Source organism: Marinobacterium marinum, from assembly GCF_013868415.1.
GTDB classification, from domain to species: Bacteria; Pseudomonadota; Gammaproteobacteria; order Pseudomonadales; family Balneatricaceae; genus Marinobacterium; species Marinobacterium marinum.
Genome location: NZ_JACEMT010000033.1, coordinates 47,766 through 63,501, shown reverse-complemented (window position 1 = coordinate 63,501; position 15,736 = coordinate 47,766). Strand labels below are relative to the sequence as shown.

12 protein-coding genes are annotated in these 15,736 nt (G+C 57.0%); 11 read left to right on the top strand and 1 reads right to left on the bottom strand.

From position 1 onward, the window contains the following. Positions 1-3 precede the first annotated feature (3 nt). From H1S06_RS02435 to H1S06_RS02420, 4 genes are all read left to right on the top strand, one after another. Positions 4-801 (top strand): hypothetical protein, encoded by a 798-nt coding sequence (locus H1S06_RS02435; protein ID WP_181736860.1) that lies wholly within the window; start codon positions 4-6, stop codon positions 799-801. Positions 802-1,095: 294 nt separating this feature from the next. Then, positions 1,096-2,424 (top strand): KamA family radical SAM protein, encoded by a 1,329-nt coding sequence (locus H1S06_RS02430; RefSeq protein ID WP_181736858.1) that lies wholly within the window; start codon positions 1,096-1,098, stop codon positions 2,422-2,424. A gap of 121 nt (positions 2,425-2,545) precedes the next feature. After that, a complete protein-coding gene (locus H1S06_RS02425) occupies positions 2,546-3,127 on the top strand; it encodes a PhnA domain-containing protein (protein WP_181736856.1) in 582 nt (193 codons plus the stop codon). A 228-nt stretch (positions 3,128-3,355) separates the two neighbouring features. Further along, the gene (locus H1S06_RS02420; protein WP_181736854.1) at positions 3,356-5,350 is read left to right on the top strand and encodes a methyl-accepting chemotaxis protein; all 1,995 of its coding nucleotides are present in this window, start codon (positions 3,356-3,358) and stop codon (positions 5,348-5,350) included. A 58-nt stretch (positions 5,351-5,408) separates the two neighbouring features. On the opposite strand, the gene H1S06_RS02415 is transcribed toward H1S06_RS02420, so the two are convergent. After that, the gene (locus H1S06_RS02415) at positions 5,409-7,664 is read right to left on the bottom strand and encodes an arginine/lysine/ornithine decarboxylase (RefSeq protein WP_181736852.1); all 2,256 of its coding nucleotides are present in this window, start codon (positions 7,662-7,664) and stop codon (positions 5,409-5,411) included. A 160-nt stretch (positions 7,665-7,824) separates the two neighbouring features. Between H1S06_RS02415 and H1S06_RS02410 the strand changes: the two genes are divergently transcribed. The 7 genes from H1S06_RS02410 (at position 7,825) to H1S06_RS02380 (ending at position 15,694) form a co-directional block, all read left to right on the top strand. Continuing rightward, on the top strand, positions 7,825-8,232 hold the full coding sequence (locus H1S06_RS02410) for a hypothetical protein (protein WP_181736849.1): 408 nt from the start codon (positions 7,825-7,827) through the stop codon (positions 8,230-8,232). A gap of 110 nt (positions 8,233-8,342) precedes the next feature. Then, positions 8,343-9,068: a UTRA domain-containing protein gene (locus H1S06_RS02405; protein WP_181736847.1), complete on the top strand. Its 726-nt coding sequence runs from the start codon at positions 8,343-8,345 to the stop codon at positions 9,066-9,068. A gap of 87 nt (positions 9,069-9,155) precedes the next feature. After that, entirely contained in the window at positions 9,156-10,388 is a 1,233-nt protein-coding gene (locus H1S06_RS02400) for an NAD(P)/FAD-dependent oxidoreductase (RefSeq protein ID WP_181736844.1), read from the top strand. A gap of 119 nt (positions 10,389-10,507) precedes the next feature. Then, positions 10,508-11,530, top strand: a complete 1,023-nt coding sequence (locus tag H1S06_RS02395; RefSeq protein ID WP_181736842.1) for a putative 2-aminoethylphosphonate ABC transporter substrate-binding protein — start codon at positions 10,508-10,510, stop codon at positions 11,528-11,530. Positions 11,531-11,598: 68 nt separating this feature from the next. After that, a complete protein-coding gene (locus H1S06_RS02390) occupies positions 11,599-12,768 on the top strand; it encodes a putative 2-aminoethylphosphonate ABC transporter ATP-binding protein (protein ID WP_181736840.1) in 1,170 nt (389 codons plus the stop codon). Then, positions 12,768-14,465, top strand: a complete 1,698-nt coding sequence (locus tag H1S06_RS02385; protein ID WP_181736839.1) for a putative 2-aminoethylphosphonate ABC transporter permease subunit — start codon at positions 12,768-12,770, stop codon at positions 14,463-14,465. The genes H1S06_RS02390 and H1S06_RS02385 overlap by 1 nt, the downstream gene beginning before the upstream one ends. An 83-nt stretch (positions 14,466-14,548) precedes the next feature. Further along, positions 14,549-15,694, top strand: coding sequence for a 2-aminoethylphosphonate--pyruvate transaminase (locus H1S06_RS02380; RefSeq protein ID WP_181736836.1), 1,146 nt, complete (start codon positions 14,549-14,551; stop codon positions 15,692-15,694). Positions 15,695-15,736 lie beyond the last annotated feature (42 nt).

Genomic DNA, 15,736 nt, shown 5'->3' with positions numbered 1-15,736 from the left:
GTCATGACGAAAACCCTGCTGCTGCGAATCATTCAGGCAATATTGCTGATGATCCTGACATTGTTGTTGGTCAATGTGTGGCTGGGGCGTGCCTCGGAGACGTGGTGGCGGGAGCCTGTAACCATGGTGATTTACCCGATCAATGCCGATTATCATCCCTTGACCCAGTCGTATATTGACCAACTTGGTCCAGAGCATTTTGCGGATATAGAGCGCTTTTTCGCGCGTGAAGCCAAACGCTATCATCTGGACCTGGCGGAGCCGGTAAGGGTAAATCTGGCCCCTCAGATTCATGCGGCTCCGCCTCAGGTTCCCGATCAGCCCAGTATTCTGGATGCGATCTGGTGGTCAATGCGCATGCGATTGTGGGTCTGGCGTCATGAGACTCATGACGCGCATGTGGATGCCCGGATCTTCATCAACTACTACCTGCCCGGCAGTACCTTGACGCCGCCACGGCACTCTCTGGGGCTGCAGCGGGGCATGATTGGTCTGGTCAATGGTTATGCCGGCAGTGATTTTCAGCGGCAGAACAACATGGTTGCCGTACATGAATTTCTGCATACGCTGGGTGCAAGTGACAAGTATGACTCGAACACCCATCAGCCGGTTTGGCCTGACGGGTTTGCCGATCCGACACAGGCACCGCTGTACCCGCAGACCCGCGCTGAAATCATGGCAGGGCGGGTGCAGGTGAGTCCCGGTTGGGCGTTGCTGCCTCCTGACCTGGAACAGGTCACTGTGGGGGCGGCAACCGCCATAGAGATTAACTGGCTGGCCGTACCACCTGAAGAACGCTGAGTTGCGTTTTCTTGACCCCCGGTGTGGCGCTGTAGGACAATGCTGCCTTTACCGTTCAGGTTTATTGGGGAGGTTTGGCGGATAATCGCGGGTTTTGCAGGCTTGATCCTGCCCTGTTTGTTGCTTTTCGCTATCTGGATTCTGTGTCAAATTCGAGTTGATTCCGAATCATCTTTCCCGATCAGGGCGTGTATTGCCCGGCTTACCTGAGTGCCCCGTTTTCATTTTTCTGGAACACAGCGTCTCCAGACTGGGGATCCGCCATTTTTCTAACCGGCCTGTACAAGGGAGCTCATGAATTCACATACGCCCATTGATGCTGTTCAAATTGCCGCCGCTGATGCACCGGCTTTCAAAGTTTTCACCGCCCGCCACCTGCAGCAGATTCCGCAGTTGCAACGACTTCCCTCCCAACTCAGACATGAGATGGAAGTGGTTGCATCCGTTCTGCCATTTCGAGTCAACAATTACGTCATTGAGCAACTGATTGACTGGGATAATGCCGAACATGATCCCATGTTTCAGCTGACGTTCCCGCAGCGAGGCATGCTCAAACCTGAGCACTTTGATGCAGTAGAGGCTGCACTTGCCACGGAAGACAGGGCTGAAATCAAGCGCGTGGTCAATGAAGTACGCCAGGCCTTGAATCCTCACCCGGCGGGCCAAATGGAACAGAACATCCCCCGTGTTAATGGCGAACCGGTGAACGGTATCCAGCACAAATACAATGAGACCGTGTTGTTTTTCCCCAGCTCCGGCCAGGTGTGCCACAGCTATTGCACTTTCTGCTTCCGTTGGGCTCAGTTTGTCGGCGATCAATCGCTGAAAATCGCCGCCAAGGAATCCGGCCAGCTGTGCGAATACCTGCGTGAACATCCCGAGGTGACGGACGTGCTGATCACGGGTGGCGATCCGATGGTGATGAAAACCAAGAATCTGCGCGCCTATCTGGAGCCGCTGCTGGAGCCGGAATTTGATCACATCCGCACCATCCGCATTGGTTCCAAGGCGTTGACCTTCTGGCCGTACCGTTTTGTTACGGATGAAGACAGTGATGACTTGATGGCGTTGTTCCGAGACATCATTGCCGCTGGCAAGCATCTGGCGTTCATGGCGCACTATAACCACTGGCGTGAAATGAGCACCGATATTCACCGTCAGGCGGTGGCGAGGATTCGTGAAACGGGTGCTCATATTCGCAGTCAGGGTCCACTGCTGAATCACATCAATACCGAAGCTGCTGACTGGGCCAAAATGTGGCAGACACAAGTGGAGCTGGGAATCCAGCCGTACTACATGTTCGTTGAGCGTGATACCGGTGCCCAGCATTATTTCGAAGTGCCCCTGGCGCAGGCCTGGAACACCTATCGCGATGCGATGAAGCAGGTGAGCGGTATCGCCCGTACGGCGCGAGGTCCTTCGATGTCGGCGACGCCCGGCAAGGTGGAAATTCAGGGTGTAACCGAAATCAATGGCGAGAAGGTATTTGTGTTGCGTTTTATCCAGGGTCGCAATCCGGATTGGGTGCAGCGGCCGTTTTTCGCCGCCTACGATGAGCAGGCTACCTGGTTGAACCACCTTCGTCCGGCGTTTGGGCAGGAGACGTTTTTCTTCGAAGAGTAGTGATGCACTGCCGTGTGTTCAATGGAAAAGGCTACCGAACGGTAGCCTTTTTTTGTGTAAGGCCCCAAAAAAACGATGGTTTCTGGCATAATGCGCGCCTTTATCAACAGGAGGGTCGATCATGACAATCGAACAGGCTCTGCACACCCGTAGTGAATCCAAGTGTGAACTTTGTGGCGCAACTGAAAATCTTGCGGCGTTTATGGTACCGCCATCGGGAGATGACAGTGTCGATCAATCGATTCTTGCGTGCGCGGTCTGCCGTGCCCAGATGGATGATCCCGAGCAGATGGACCCCAACCACTGGCGCTGCCTGAATGACAGCATGTGGAGCCAGGTACCGGCGGTTCAGGTGGTGGCCTGGCGCATGCTGAACCGCCTGCGCGGCGAAGGTTGGCCACAGGACCTGTTGGATATGATGTACCTGGATGATGAAACTCAATCCTGGGCCGAGGCAACCGGTGACCACCTGTCGGACGATGAGGTCGTGCGTCACTTGGACAGCAATGGTGCGGTTCTCGAAGCAGGAGATACCGTTACCCTGATCAAGGACCTGAACGTCAAGGGTTCCAGCCTGACGGCCAAGCGCGGCACGGCGGTACGGAATATTTCACTGGTGCCGGATAATCCCGAGCATATCGAAGGGCGTGTGGAAGGTCAGCAAATTGTTATCCTGACCAAGTTCGTCAAGAAACAGAAGTAATACCAAGGGGGCGTCAGCCCCCTTTTTTATTGCTTGCCGAAAGTTACCCGGGGTCGGTGGGTCTGATGGGCAGTCAGTGAGGGGGCGTTCGCCAGATTCCTGGGGTAAGGTCAAGACAATACCGGATTACCGGTGATCCGGGCATGATTGGATAGCCTTCATTGGACTGTCGGTTTATGCTGTCACTCTCTACACATCTTTAAATTCCACAGGACCAGGAACGCATTGATGTTCAAGTACCTACCCAATAGACACTCCATTCGTTACCGTACCGGCAAGGCGTTGGAACGGATTCTGGAAATGATTGGACTGCGCTCGCTGGATGCGCAATTCATGTTTTCCTATGTTTTGATTTTCGTACTGACGGCCTTGATCGGCGTTGCGGTCTGGATGGCCGGCAGTGACGGTGCGACAGCGATTAACCTGGCGGGGAAGCAGCGGATGCTGAGTCAGCGTCTGGCGAAGGAAACCCTGCTGTTGCAACAGGGCGTGATCCAGGCTGATCTGCCTCGAGCGACTATGCGCAGCTTTGACACGGCACATCGAGCCTTGCTGGAGGGGAGTGCGGAGCTGGGTATAAAGCCGGTACGGGGTGAGGCACGGATTCAGCTTGAACGTGTGGGCCAGGTCTGGCGGGATTATCGCGGGAATGTTGAGCGCCTGGTGCAGGCGGCAGGTGCTGGCGGGGCGACAGAGCTGATGCAACTGCAGGCGGGTTCATTAGACGTTCTGACCGAAATGAACAAGGCCGTTGGCATGATGGAACAGGATGCTATTGCCGAACAGCGTCTGTTGCAGAATATCGCGCTGGGGGTAACCGCCGTCGTGCTGTTGTTGATTGTCATGGGGCGTGCGTTTGGTTTGACGGTGATGTTTCGGCAGATCAAGAATCTGCGTGACCACCTGCGCATTCTGTCGCAGGGTAATTTCTCGGTTCCCATCGAGGTGGACAACCCCAATAACGAAGTGGGCCAGAACTATACGGCTTACAATGAAATCATCCGTGAAATTGGAGAGCTGCTGTACAAGGTGACGCAGACATCGAGTCGGATCAGCACCGGTATCAGCCAGGTGAATGCCGACCTTTCGGATACGGACCGGGGGGTCTCATCTCAGCAGGCGCAGATCGAAATGGTGGCTGCTGCCGTGGCGGAAATGGCGGCGACGGTGCAGGAAGTTGCGCACAGTGCTGCTAATGCGGCTGTTGCGGCGGAGTCGGCCAACGACTCGGCCAAAGGCGGACAGCGCCTGGTGGCGGAAGTCAGTGATCAGATAGGGGCGGTGGCCGATCAGGTGCGCAGCTCCGTAGACGTTATTCATGACCTGGCCAAGGGCAGTGAAGAAGTCAGTCAGATTCTGGACGTAATCACGGCAGTAGCGGAGCAGACCAATCTGCTGGCTCTGAATGCCGCGATCGAAGCGGCCCGTGCCGGTGAGCAAGGGCGCGGATTTGCGGTTGTGGCAGATGAAGTGCGTACCCTGGCTCAACGTACCCAGCAGTCGACCGAGAGCATTGCGCGTATTGTACAGCGCTTGCAGAAACAGTCGGTTTCGGCGGTGGATGCTATTATCACCAGCCAGAGCTTGGCTGAAGAGAGTGTGGCCAACGCTGAAGAGGCTCGCAGTGTCATTTTGCGGATTGTGGATTCTGTCAGCGTGATTTCCGACATGAATACGCAAATTGCGACAGCGTCAGAAGAGCAGAGTCAGGTGGCGCAGGATATGGACCGCCATATCAACAGCATTGCGGATGAATCCCGGCGTACGACGATCTACTCCAAGCAGTCGGTTGGTGTCACCCAGGGCATCAGCGGTTATGTCAATAACCTGCTCAATGAAGTCAGCCACTTCGAAACCAATGTGGACGGGATTGATCTGAGTGCTGCCAAGTCTGCCCATCTGTCTTGGAAAACACGCCTGCGCAGCTTTTTGGATGGTGAGTCGACGTTGACCGAGCAGGAAGCGGTTTCGCATTTCGATTGTGCCTTTGGCAAATGGTACTACTCGGACGGCAAGCAGAAATATGGTCAGATGCAGGAGTTCAGCAGTATTGAAGGGCCGCACGAACGGCTGCATGCTTTGGTGAAACAAGCGATTCAGTACCGGTCGGCGGGAGAGCTGGGGCAGGCTGAAGCCTGTTATGACCAGGTCGCACAAATCTCCGGCGAGATCGTTGAGAAACTGACTATTCTGGAAGACCGGGTGCAGCTGAACACGCGCTGATACTCAACGAAAAGCGCCCCGCAAGGGGGCGCTTTCAGGTAGGAGGCTGTGCCACGTATCAGTCTTTCACGACATCCACGAAGTAAGCATCTTTTCCGTTAACCTCTTCGCGTACCAGGCCATGTACATCGGTTTCAAATCCGGGGAAACGGGAGTTGAAGTCGCGGGCAAACTGCAGGTAACGCACGATGGTCTTGTTGAAGCGTTCGCCCGGTACCAGCAGGGGAATGCCCGGCGGGTAAGGCGTGACCAGCATGGCGGTGACGCGGCCTTCCAGGGCATCGATGGAGACGCGTTCCACATCGCGATGGGCCATCTTCGCCCAGGCATCGGCCGGGGTCATCGCCGGTTCGATGTTGGACAGGTACATCTCGGTGGTGATACGCGCTACATCGTACTGTTTGTAGACGTTGTGGATCTCGGTACAGAGATCGCGCAGGCCGACGCGCTCATACTGCGGATAGCGCTTGGCGAACTCCGGCATCACCCGCCACATCGGCAGGTTCTGGTCGTAGTCATCCTTGAACTGCTGCAGCTCGGTCACCATGGAGTTCCAGCGGCCCTTGGTGATGCCGATGGTGAACATGATGAAGAAGGAGTACAGCCCTGTCTTCTCGATGATGATGCCGTGCTCGGCCAGGTACTTGCTGACGATGGCCGCGGGAATACCGATTTCGTCAAATTCGCCTTTCAGGTTAAGTCCCGGGGTGATGATGGTGGACTTGATCGGGTCCAGCATGTTGAAGCCGGAATCGATCTTGCCGAAACCATGCCAGTCATCATCGTCGTGGATGATCCAGTTATCGCGATCACCCAGGCCTTCTTCGGCCTGAACATCCGGCCCCCAGACCTTGAACCACCAGTCGTGCTCGCCGAACTCCTCGTCCACCTTGTGCATGGCGCGACGGAAGTCGATCGCTTCCAGCAGCGACTCTTCCACCAGTGCCTTGCCGCCCGGAGGCTCCATCATCGCCGCTGCCACGTCGCAGGAGGCGATGATCGCGTACTGTGGGCTGGTGGATGAGTGCATTAGATAGGACTCGTTGAAGCGATGGGTGTCCAGCTTTCGGTTGTTGCCGTCCTGTACCAGAATTTGCGAGGCCTGGGAGAGGCCAGCCAGCAGTTTGTGAGTCGACTGGGTAGCGAACACCAGGGTTTCGTCCGAACGCGGGCGGCCTTCTCCAATGGCGTGCATGTTGTGATAGAAGTCGTGGAAGGTCGCATGGGGCAGCCAGGCTTCATCAAAGTGCAGGGTGTCGATGGTGTTGCCCAGCATCTCCTTGATGGTTTCGACGTTGTAGACGATGCCGTCGTAGGTGCTCTGGGTGATGGTCAGAATGCGCGGCTTCTTGTTCTTCGCTTCGCGTGCGAAGGGGTTGGCCTCGATTTTCTTGCGGATCGTTTCCGGGTCGAATTCACTCTTTGGAATTGGGCCGATGATGCCGTAGTTGTTACGGGTCGGCATCAGGAACACGGGGATTGCCCCGGTCATGATGATCGAGTGCAAGATCGATTTGTGGCAGTTACGGTCGACCACCACGATATCGCCCGGCGCCACCGTGGAATGCCAGACCACCTTGTTGGAAGTGGAGGTGCCGTTGGTGACAAAGAACAGGTGGTCGGCGTTGAAGATGCGCGCAGCGTTGGCTTCGCTGGCCGATACCGGGCCGGTGTGGTCCAGCAGCTGGCCTAGCTCTTCGACCGCATTGCAGACATCGGCACGCAGCATGTTTTCGCCAAAGAACTGGTGGAACATCTGGCCAACCGGGCTCTTCAGAAAAGCCACGCCGCCGGAGTGGCCCGGGCAGTGCCAGGAGTAGGAGCTGTCACTGGCGTAGTCCATCAGTGCACTGAAAAAGGGCGGCGCGAGACTTTCCAGGTACTTGGTCGCTTCGCGGATAATATGGCGTGCCACGAACTCCGGCGTGTCCTCGAACATGTGGATGAAGCCGTGCAGCTCGCGCAGGATATCATTGGAAATATGGCGTGAAGTGCGGGTTTCACCGTACAGAAAGACCGGAATGTCGGCGTTGCGTTTGCGCACCTCGCCGATAAATTTGCGAATGGACTCCAGAGCCTTGTTAACGTCCTCATCTGAGCCGGAGCCAAACTCCTCATCGTCGATGGACAGGATAAAGCTGGAAGCGCGGCTGGCCTGCTGTGCGAATGAAGTCAGGTCACCATAGCTGGTGAAACCGATGACCTCCATTCCCTCGCGGCTGATCGCTTCAGCCAGGTCCCGAATACCTGAGCCTGAAATGTTTTCGGAGCGATAATCTTCGTCGATCACGACGACAGGAAAACGAAATTTCATTCACACAGTCCTGCAAATTAGGGCGATGTCCAAGAGGTTTGGATAGTTCGCAATTGTAGCAGTGGCGGGGTGGGTGTAAAGCGCAAGCGTTGTCACTGGAACGTCACTTAAAGCCGTTAGGGTAAGCTTGTAAACACGTAAAAACCGCATGGACGGCGCAATGAACGCACTGGTTACCCCTTTGACGACACTCCCTTCAATGCTGATGGATACACTGGAAACGCCAAACCGGTTACCGGTTAAAGTGGATGCTGCGGGTAGGGTATGGGTGGCAGGAAAGGCCCAGGACTGCCGGGCATTCCTGCCAGCCTGTAGTCGGGGCGAACTGGTTTTTGCGCCCGAGGATGTGTGTGTGCTGCAGGGCCCTTGGGGGCCGGACCCGGACATGCATCTTATTTTGTCGGGACGTTGTGCCCGTCAAACCGGAAGACGGCTGGAGCTGGTGCTTGATGACGGCCTGTCCCTGCAGGCAACTCACCATCTGGATGCATGCGCGGTCCCCACGCTCACGCCGATGCAACGTGTTTGGTTGTCAATCCCCTTGCAAGCACTCCAGTATTGCCGCTGAGCAATCTTTTGATCACCAATAGGACGTGACGGTATTCAGGTGCACGATTTTGTGTATATTCTTGTGCGCTGATCGTCACATGATCGTATTATCTGAACCAGAGTTAACCGATGTCCCGCACCGATTATCCCGTCTACCTTCAGCTTCGTGACCGTCTTTGGGACTGGATTGAAGCTGAACAATTGTCCAGTCAGCAGCGTCTGCCGTCCGAGCGGGAGCTGTCCGAGCGTTTTCGGACGACTCGCGTTACGATTCGGCAAGCCCTGTCTCAGCTGGAGGCCGAGGGCCTGATTTTCCGGTCCAACCGACGGGGCTGGTACATTACTCCAGAACGCTTGCGCTATGATCCCAGTCGGGATTTGGGATTCAATCGATATGTGATTGAGCAGGGTTTTTCTCCGCGAACCGAAACATTGTTCAAAACCCTGACTGAAACACCGGTCTGGCTGAGCGAGATCAGCGGTCTTGAGGTTGGGACGCCGATCTACCATGTGTTTCGTCGTCGCTATGTCGACGAGCGTGGACTGCTGGTCGAGCATAACTATATCAACCCGGCGCACTGTCCGGGGCTGCTCAGTGAAAGTACTGACCTGTCGATCTGGCAAATGTTGAGAGACAAGTACAACCTGTGTCCCGAGCATCGCGATATTGAAATTTATCCGTTGGCCCTGAAAGGGCTGGAGGCTGAATCGCTGCACGTGAACCAGGGGACGGCGGGGCTGTACATTCAGCGTCTCAGCTTTGATCAACGAGGCAATTTTCTTGAGCTGGACCGGGAATACTGGCTGCACGATGCCCTGAAAATTTCCGTACGTATCGGTGAGCGTCCGTCCTGACTCCCTGATAATCCCGTAACGGCACTGTCACCGGCTTGTCATTTTGCCACGCCATAATCTGGTATATACCAGATTGGAGTGTGCAACATGCAGTACCCCTCAACAGACTTTCTGATCATCGGTGGCGGCATCCTGGGTGCCGCAACAGCCTGGTCGCTGGCTCGGCAGGCGCCGGCAGGGACAGGTATTCGGCTGGTTGAGGCGGGAATGTTGGCCTCAGCCACAACCAGTCAGGCAGCCGCTCTGCTGACTCGGGTACGTCCCGACCCCGCCATGGCCGCACTGGTGGCTGAAACCTTCGCGGCTGTTGAGCAGCTTGACTCGATACTGGACGTGCCTCTGCCGTTGCGCCAGGTTGGCAGTCTGCATTTGGCGACCGATGCGCCGGGGCAGCAATATCTGCGGGATACGGCGCGTACAGCGAGCAACTTGGGCGTGGTGTCCGAGCCTTTGATGCAGGAGGATGTTCGTCGGCATGCGCCTTGGCTTTCGATAAAGGGCGATGCCGAAGCGCTGTTCGTGCCTGCTGATGGCTATATGGACCCGGTGCAGTTGGCGCAGGGGTACATCAAGGCTGCGCGTCAGGCCGGTGTCGAGGTGGTGCAGCATTGTCGCGTGCATGCTCTGATGCGGCAGCAGGACCGTATTGTGGGTGTGGAGACTTCGTCCGGTCCGATGTCAGCCGAGACGGTCATTTGCTGTGCAGGGCCCTGGGCTATTCAGATGCTGGCGCAGCAGGGGATTCACTTGGCAATGGCGCCGGTCCGTAGCCATTACTGGATTACTGAAGCCGATCAGGCACTGTTTCCGGCTGAGTCTCCGATGGTGATTCTGCCTGATGCCAACGCCTATGCGCGCCCGGAAGTGGGTGGACTGCTGTTCGGGTTGCGTGACAGGCAGGCCGTGTACGGGGACCCGGCGTGTTTGCCGGAAGATATTCATGGTTACCTGTTCAACCGTGATCCGGATGGCCTTGAGTGTCTTGAAAGCAGTTGGCAGGACTTGGCGAACGTCTTTCCGGCACTTGAGCGCTTGGGGATTGCGCACTATATGACCGGTGTCTCCAGTTATACCCCGGATGGCAAGCCATTATTGGGCGATGTGGATGTTCAAGGGTTGCTGGTGGCGACGGGCTGTTCCGGTGGCGGGGTTGCCCTGTCGGGTGGTATCGGTCGTTTGCTTGCCGAAATGGCGCTGGGGCAGACGTTGTTCTGTGATGCCTCATCTTTTTCCACGCGCCGTTTTGGTGTCGTAGATCCTTTCAATGAAGCGTTTCGTATGCGCTGTGCGTTGGCGCGCAGTCAGAAACGATCCGGTTAAAAAACATGCAATCTTTCATTCATCGTTTTGCAACAGAGTGCTGTAAGAATTGCCTGGTATAGACCAGTTGGTTTCCCTGAATTTTCCCAATGCACGCTAACGGATACAAGGATTACACCATGACACTGAAGCTGAAGAAAACACTGCTGGCCGCTGCTGTTGCTCTGAGCGCTACGGGCGCCCATGCCGCTACTGAACTGACGGTATATACCGCCCTGGAAGCGGATCAGTTGAAAGCCTATTCCAAGTCGTTCGAGCAGGCCAACCCGGACGTGAAGATCCGTTGGGTGCGTGATTCCACCGGTATCATCACGGCGCGTCTGCTGGCCGAAAAAGATAACCCCCAGGCTGATGCAGTTCTGGGTCTGGCGGCGACCAGTCTGCTGGTGCTGAAGGGGCAGCAGATGCTGCAGCCGTATAAGCCGAAAGGAGTCGAGGCGCTGAGCGGTCAGTTCGTTGACAAGGATGAAACGCCATCCTGGATCGGCATGGACGCCTGGGTCGCTTCCATCTGCTATAACCGCATCGAAGCGAAGAAGCACGATCTGCCGATGCCGACCAGCTGGAAGGATCTGACCAAACCGGTCTACCAGGGCCATGTTGTCATGCCGAACCCGAACTCTTCCGGTACCGGTTACCTGGATGTGGCCAGCTGGTTGCAGACCTTTGGTGAAGAAGAGGGCTGGGCATTCATGGACGGCCTGCATCAAAACATTGATCGCTACACTCACTCCGGTTCCAAGCCTTGCAAGATGGCCGCGGCTGGTGAAACTCCGATCGGTATCTCTTTTGCCTACCGTGGTGCCAAGCTGATCAACCAGGGAGCGCCGATCGATCTGGGCTTCCCGTCCGAAGGGCTGGGTTGGGACATGGAAGCGGCCGCCATCGTCAAGGGCACAGAGAACCTGGACGCGGCACAAAAACTGCTCGACTGGAGCGTGACGCGTGACGCCAACGTCATCTACAACGACAGCTATGCCGTCGTCGCCATGCCGGGAGTAGCCAAGCCGGTGCCCAACTACCCGGCCGACATCGCCGACCGCATGATCGACAACGACTTTGAGTGGGCGGCCGTGAACCGCGAGCGCATCCTCAAGGAATGGCAGCAGCGCTACGACGGCAAGAGCGAAGCGAAAAAATAAGCCTGCGCGACCGCAATATTCGGAGGAGTGCGAGGGCACTCCTCTCGGTATTTTTACGGAGACAGAACATGAGCAATTCCACCCCCTACCTGCAGATACAGCATCTGTGTAAATCCTTTGGCAGCTTTACCGCACTGGATGACATTTCTCTGGAGATCAAGGAAGGCGAGTTCATCTGCTTTCTGGGCCCGTCCGGCTGTGGCAAAACCACACTGTTGAGAGCGATTGCCGGTTTGGAACAGCAGGAAGAGGGCCGTATTGTACAAGCCGGTCGTGACGTGTCGACATTGCCGCCACAGAAGCGTGACTTCGGCATCGTGTTTCAGTCTTATGCCCTGTTTCCCAATCTGACCGTGAGCGAGAACATTGCCTATGGCCTGACGAACGTGAAAATGCCGCGCCGTGAGCGCCAGCAACGAGTGGATGCGTTGCTTGAACAGATTCACTTGCCCGATATTGGTGACAAATTCCCGGGGCAGTTGTCGGGTGGGCAGCAGCAGCGCGTCGCACTGGCACGAGCGTTGGCAACCGAGCCGGGTCTGCTGCTGCTTGATGAGCCGCTGTCGGCACTGGATGCCCGTGTACGTCTGCATCTGCGTAACGAAATCTGTACGTTGCAGCGCAAGTTGGGCATTACCACCATCATGGTGACGCATGACCAGGACGAGGCGCTGACCATGGCTGATCGCATTGTCGTCATGGATCATGGTCGTATTGCTCAGGTGGGAACACCGGAAGAGATTTACCAGCATCCGGCCACTGAGTTTGTAGCCCGTTTTGTCGGCAGCATGAACCTGTTGCCGGCGGAGGTACTGGATCGCCGCCATCTGATGCTGGGCAGTAAAGAGGTTCAGGTGCCGATGATATTGCCGGTGTGTGATCAGGGCACCCTGGGTTTCCGTCCGGAGAGCGCACGCTTGCAGGCGGCTCCTTTTGGTTTGAATCGCGATGATAATCTGGTATTTCAAACCCGCCTGGAGCAGGTGCATTTTATGGGGGCCTTTGTGCGCCTGGAAATGATGCTGGATCAGGAATTGCCGCCGCTGCATGTCGATATGCCGCTGGAGCAGATGCACAGCCAGCAACCGGCAGTGGGAGAGTGGCTGTGGCTGAGTGTACCGCGTGAGGCCTTGAAATTTTATCCTGCCGAGCAGTCGAGTTCCGGCACTTTGGGCGCACGTGACATGGGGGCCGGCATGCGCATGGACGTAGCCGCCATGCAGGTGGCAGGAGCCTGATGATGTCTGCAACATTGACTCGGACCGGTGGTCGATCCGATCTGGATTACGAAACCTGGCTGCAGCGACTGGTCGTTGCGGCCGGGGTGCTTTTCCTGCTGGTGGCACTGTTGATGCCGCTGCTGACCATGCTGGTCAAAAGCGTGCAAAACGGCGCCGGTGAATTTATCGGTCTGAGCAACTTCGTCGACTACTTCGGCAACCCGGCACTGACTCGATCGATACTTCACTCATTGAATATCGCGACCTGGACCACTCTGATCGTGGTGTCGACCGCCTTCGTGTTTGCCTATGCTCTGACGCGCAGTGGCATGGTGGCCAAAAAGGGCTTCCGCCTGCTCAGCATGCTGCCGCTGTTCGCACCTTCGCTGCTGCCGGCGCTGAGCATGATCTACCTGTTCGGCAACCAGGGCATTCTCAAGGACTGGCTGCCGGTGGACAGCATCTATGGTCCGGTGGGCATCGTCATGGGGCTGAGCTTCTGGGCCTTCCCGCACGCGCTGATGATCCTGATTACCGCGTTCAGCAACAGCGATGCGCGCCTGTACGAAGCGGCCAAGTCGATGAAGACACCGCCCTGGCGCGTGTTCCTGACCGTAACCCTGCCGTCGGTGCGCTACGGCCTGATCAACACCATCTTCGTGATCTTCACCCTGACCATCACTGACTTTGGCGTCGCCAAGGTGATCGGCGGACAGTACAACGTGTTGGCGACCGATATTTATAAGCAGGTTGTGGGGCAGCAGAACTTCCAGATGGGTGCGGTGGTCAGCGTGATCCTGCTGTTGCCGGCATTGATCTCCTTTGTCGTTGAGCGTCGCGTTCAGCGCCACCAGTCGGCCCAGCTGTCCTCCCGCGCCGTGCCGATGCAGCCGCAGAAATCCCCGCTGCGTGATGGCCTGCTGGCCCTGTTCTGTACCCTGACTTGCGGCTTTCTGCTGCTGGTGATCGGCATGGCGGTGTACGCCTCCTTCATCACCTTCTGGCCGTACAACATGGATTTGTCACTCAACAACTACCGTTTCGACATGATGGACGGGGGTGGCTGGGCATCCTATTTCAACTCGCTGCAGATGTCGGCCTGGACGGCCGTGATCGGTACCACCGTGGTGTTCCTGGTCGCCTACATGAGCGAGAAGATCAAGCCGATGCCGACCGCACGCAAGCTGCTGCAGCTGCTGGCGATGTTGCCGATGGCGGTGCCGGGCATCGTGCTGGGTCTGGCCTATATCTTTTTCTTCAACCATCCGCAGAATCCGCTTAACGGGATCTACGGCACCATGACGATCCTGGTGCTGAATACCCTGGTGCACTTCTACACCGTGTGTCACCTGACCGCCGTGACCAGCCTGAAACAGATCGACGGCGAGTTCGAAGCGGTATCGGCGTCACTGAAGGTGCCGTTCTACACCACGCTGCGCCGCGTCACTCTGCCGCTGGCACTGCCGTCGGTACTGGATATCTCGGTGTACCTGTTCGTCAACGCCATGACCACGGTATCGGCGGTGGTGTTTTTGTACTCGGCCGAGACCACGCTGGCATCAGTGGCGGTGATGCACATGGATGAGGCGGGTGATATTGCCCCGGCGGCTGCCATGGCAGTTCTGTTGATGATGACATCCCTGGTCGCCAAGGGGCTGCACTGGCTGATCAGCCACCAGATTCTGCAGCGCACTCAGCGCTGGCGTCAGCGCTAAAGGGAAGGGGGCATCTGCGGATGTCCCCCGCCTGAAAAAAATTTGCCTGAAAATACTGGTATAGACCAGAAAGAGAGAGCGAGATGAAAACTGAACAGCCCTATCTGCTGACTCCCGGACCAATCACCACTACCCAGAGCGTCAAGCAGGCGATGTTGCAGGACTGGGGTTCCTGGGACGCTGACTTCCGCGCCATGACCGCCCGGCTGTGCCAGCGTTTGGTCGAACTGATCGACGGTGAAGGCAGTCATGTCTGCGTGCCGATGCAGGGCTCCGGCACTTTTGCCGTGGAAGCCACGCTGGCCACGCTGGTGCCGAAAGAGGGCAAGCTGTTGATCCTGATGAACGGCGCCTATGGTCAGCGCATGGGCAAGATCATGGACTACCTGGGTCGTGATTATGTGGCGCTGGACAAGGGCGACTACGCGCCGCCGCGCGCTGATGAGGTGGAGGCGATGCTGGCCGCCGACCCGGCGATCACCCATGTGGCCCTGGTCCACTGTGAAACCAGCTCCGGCATCCTCAACCCGGTGGAAGAGATCGCCGAGGTGGTAGCGCGTCAGGGCCGTCGCCTGATCATCGATTCCATGAGCGCCTTTGGTGCCGTGGCGATCAGCGCCAAAGAGGTAGCGTTCGATGCGCTGATTTCCTCGGCCAACAAGTGCTTCGAGGGTGTGCCGGGCTTCGGTTTCGTACTGATCCGCCAGAGCGCGCTGGAAGCGTCCAAAGGCAACGCCCACTCGCTGAGCATGGATCTGCTGGATCAGTGGCAGTACCTGGCCAAAACCGGTCAGTGGCGCTACACCCCGCCGACTCACGTGGTGGCGGCTTTCCTGCAGGCATTGAAGGAGCATGCGGAAGAGGGCGGTATTGCAGGGCGTCATGCGCGCTATCAGCGCAACCAGCAGCGTCTGGTCGCCGGCATGCGCCAGCTCGGTTTCGAGACCCTGCTCAGCGATGAGTGGCTGTCCCCGATCATCATCACCTTCTTCTCGCCGGGCCACGATAGCTTCGACTTCCAGACCTTCTACGACCGCATGAAGGCACGCGGTTTCATCATCTATCCGGGCAAGCTGACCGAAGCGGAAAGCTTCCGTCTGGGTTGTATCGGCCAGCTTTACGACGAGCAGATTGATGCCGTATTGGAGGCCGTGGCGGCCGTGCTGGAAGAGATGGGTATCCCCGATGGCGCTCCGGCCCATGTGCTGGAAGCGGCGGCCAGCGCCTGACCCGACACTTGGTTGACTTGACCGCTTGAATTGACGACTGGA